The 2,604-nt window shown below is 33.1% G+C and carries 3 protein-coding genes and 1 other annotated feature; all 3 genes read right to left on the minus strand.

Annotation, left to right across the window (positions count from 1 at the left end; all coding sequences use genetic code 11):
- Positions 1-26: 26 nt before the first annotated feature.
- Positions 27-229, minus strand: a binding site (T-box leader).
- 77 nt (positions 230-306) lie between these two features.
- Positions 307-1,272, minus strand: coding sequence for a ribose-phosphate diphosphokinase (locus tag ACHAJD_RS09760; protein WP_435585679.1), 966 nt, complete (start codon positions 1,270-1,272; stop codon positions 307-309).
- Between the two features lie 96 nt (positions 1,273-1,368).
- Positions 1,369-1,629: a septation regulator SpoVG gene (gene spoVG, locus ACHAJD_RS09765; RefSeq protein ID WP_435585680.1), complete on the minus strand. Its 261-nt coding sequence runs from the start codon at positions 1,627-1,629 to the stop codon at positions 1,369-1,371.
- Between the two features lie 100 nt (positions 1,630-1,729).
- On the minus strand, positions 1,730-2,604 hold an 875-nt coding region (ispE, locus tag ACHAJD_RS09770; RefSeq protein ID WP_435585681.1), incomplete at its 5' end, for a 4-(cytidine 5'-diphospho)-2-C-methyl-D-erythritol kinase.

Consider the following 2,604-nt stretch of genomic DNA (forward strand, 5'->3'; position numbering starts at 1 on the left):
CTCCTAAAATAAAAAAATCGTCCTCTAAAAAGGACGAAATAATTTCCGCGGTACCACCTTTGTTCTAGTTTCCTAGCACTTATCTCTATAACGCTGAGATGCGGATGGGTCTACTTAATTCTTCCATCTCTCCTGGTGTTATTCATTAACCTTTAACCATCTAGCTTTCACCATCCTAGATTCGCTTCGTGTTAGGGAGATTAATTACTCGTCCATTCTTCGATTTATATATTAATCATATCAAAAAAGTAGTTTTTGTCAATGTTAGTTCGCTATCAAAAAGAATAAACACTTCAAATGAAGTGTTTATTCACCTTTATATTCAAACAAACTACTAAGAGGCTGATCTTGAACGATGTTTAGTATGCCTTGTCCTATTAATGAAGCAATGCTCAGTTGAATAACTTTTGGTGATTGCTTATCTGGACCAAGTTCAATCGTATTAGTACAAATTAATTCTCTTATAGAACTTGCATTGATTCTATCGATTGCGGGTGGTGAGAATACTGGATGTGTACAGGCTGCATAAACTTCTTTAGCTCCAGCTTCTTTTAAAGCATCAGCGGCTGAGGCGATGGTACCAGCAGTATCAATCATATCATCTATAATAATAGCAACTCTACCAGATACATCCCCAACGATACCCATAATTTCAACTTCATTCGCACGTGGTCTACGTTTATCAATAATCGCAATAGGTGCGTGGAGTAAGTTCCCCATTTCTCTAGCGCGTACTGCACCGCCATGATCTGGTGATACAATTACAACTTTTTCATCTTGAAATTTTTTAGAGAAGTATTCTACTAAAATAGGCATTGCAACAAAATTATCGATTGGAATATCAAAGAATCCTTGAATTTGTCCTGCGTGTAAATCCATTGATAACACACGTGTTGCGCCCGCAACTTGTAAAAGATTTGCTACAAGTTTAGCTGAAATTGGTTGTCTTGATGCTGCTTTACGGTCTTGTCTTGAGTATCCATAATAAGGCATTACTACATTAATATGTTTTGCAGATGCACGTTTTAATGCATCAATCATAATTAGTAACTCCATTAAATTCTCATTTACAGGTGCATGTGTTGGTTGTATAACAAAAACATGATGACCACGTACTGTTTCTTCAATATTTAAACCTATTTCACCGTCTGCAAAACGTTTAACTTCGCATTTACTTAAAGGAATCCCAGTAAACTCTGAGATTTCTTGTGCTAATTTACGATTTGCACTCAGTGAAAAAAGTTTAATTTTATGTCCATTAAAAGTTGCCATGAAAACCCTCCAAAATATTTATCAAATCACATACTCATTATAGCAAAAAATGTCAAAAATAAAATGCAACTTATAAAAAAGTTGCATATTATTCTCTTATTCTTCTTCTAACTTATGATATGCTTCAATAACTACGCTCTCAATACGGTTTCTTGTCTCTTGATTAATTGGATGCGCTACATCTTTAAATTCACCGTTAGGCATTTTACGACTAGGCATCGCAACAAAAAGACCATCTTTCCCATCAATTACACGTAACTCATGAACCACAAAACAGTCGTCAATTGTAATAGCAGCAATCGCTTTTAAACGATTCTCACCATTAAATTTTTTAACTCTAACGTCTGTTATATTCATTATTCCACCCCGCATTTTATGTCTATAACACTTGTATGAGTGAATTATATCACAGTTATTTTGGCTTTTCAAACTTTTTTTATGCCATTAAACCGCGCCATCACTTTATTTTCGTAATTATAGCTCTGTTATTTTCAGAAAAATGAACTTTCATTTCTTCTAAAAGTGTTTTATTTTTACTAAAAACAAAGAAGGTAGGCCCAGAACCACTCATTAAATAGCCATCTGGATTAAACGCTTTAATTTGATCTTTTAACACCTGAACCTCTTTAAATAGTTTTAGTGTAAATGGTTCTAATGCATTATGCAATTCATGAATAATAAGTTCATAATTTTTATTATAGATTGCATTGGTCATGCCCGTTATTCTAACATTCTTAATTAATTCCAAATCAACCGACTGATAAACCGCTTTTGTGCTTACTAGTATAGGTGGTGTGATAAGTAAAATAGGAAAGTTAAGTTTCTTATTTAAGAAAAATAAATCTTCTCCTTTTCCTCTTGCAATACACAACTTGTTATAAACACAATAAGGTATATCTGCACCATATATTTCAGCAATTTTAGCTAATTGTTCTAAAGATAACTTTAACTTAAAGAGTTTATTTAACCCTCTTAAAGTGGCTGCTGCATCTGCACTGCCTCCGGCTAGACCAGCGGCTAAAGGAATATTTTTATCTATTGTAATATCGACACCACTAGAAATATTATATGTACTAATGATATATTCTGATATTTTATAGACTAGATTATCTTTTGGATCATCACAAATATGTACATTACTATTGATGTTAATCGTATTAGTTGTATTCTTTTTAAAAGTCAATACATCGTGAAGTTCAATGGGTGCCATCACCATTTCCAGTTCATGGAAAAAATCTACGCGTTTACCTAAAACATCTAAAAATAGATTTATTTTTGCATAAGCCTTTTCTCTTACCATAACTTCACCACCTATTACTTTTGATAATTCCA

It is taken from the genome of Liberiplasma polymorphum, from assembly GCF_043951795.1.
GTDB classification, from domain to species: domain Bacteria; phylum Bacillota_I; class Bacilli_A; order Izemoplasmatales; family Izemoplasmataceae; genus Liberiplasma; species Liberiplasma polymorphum.

Bases quoted from the DNA above. Each gene is read 5' to 3' on its own strand.
- ACHAJD_RS09760 (WP_435585679.1), bottom strand. From the start codon at position 1,272: ATGGCAACTTTTAATGGACATAAAATTAAACTTTTTTCACTGAGTGCA.
- spoVG (WP_435585680.1), bottom strand. From the start codon at position 1,629: ATGAATATAACAGACGTTAGAGTTAAAAAATTTAATGGTGAGAATCGT.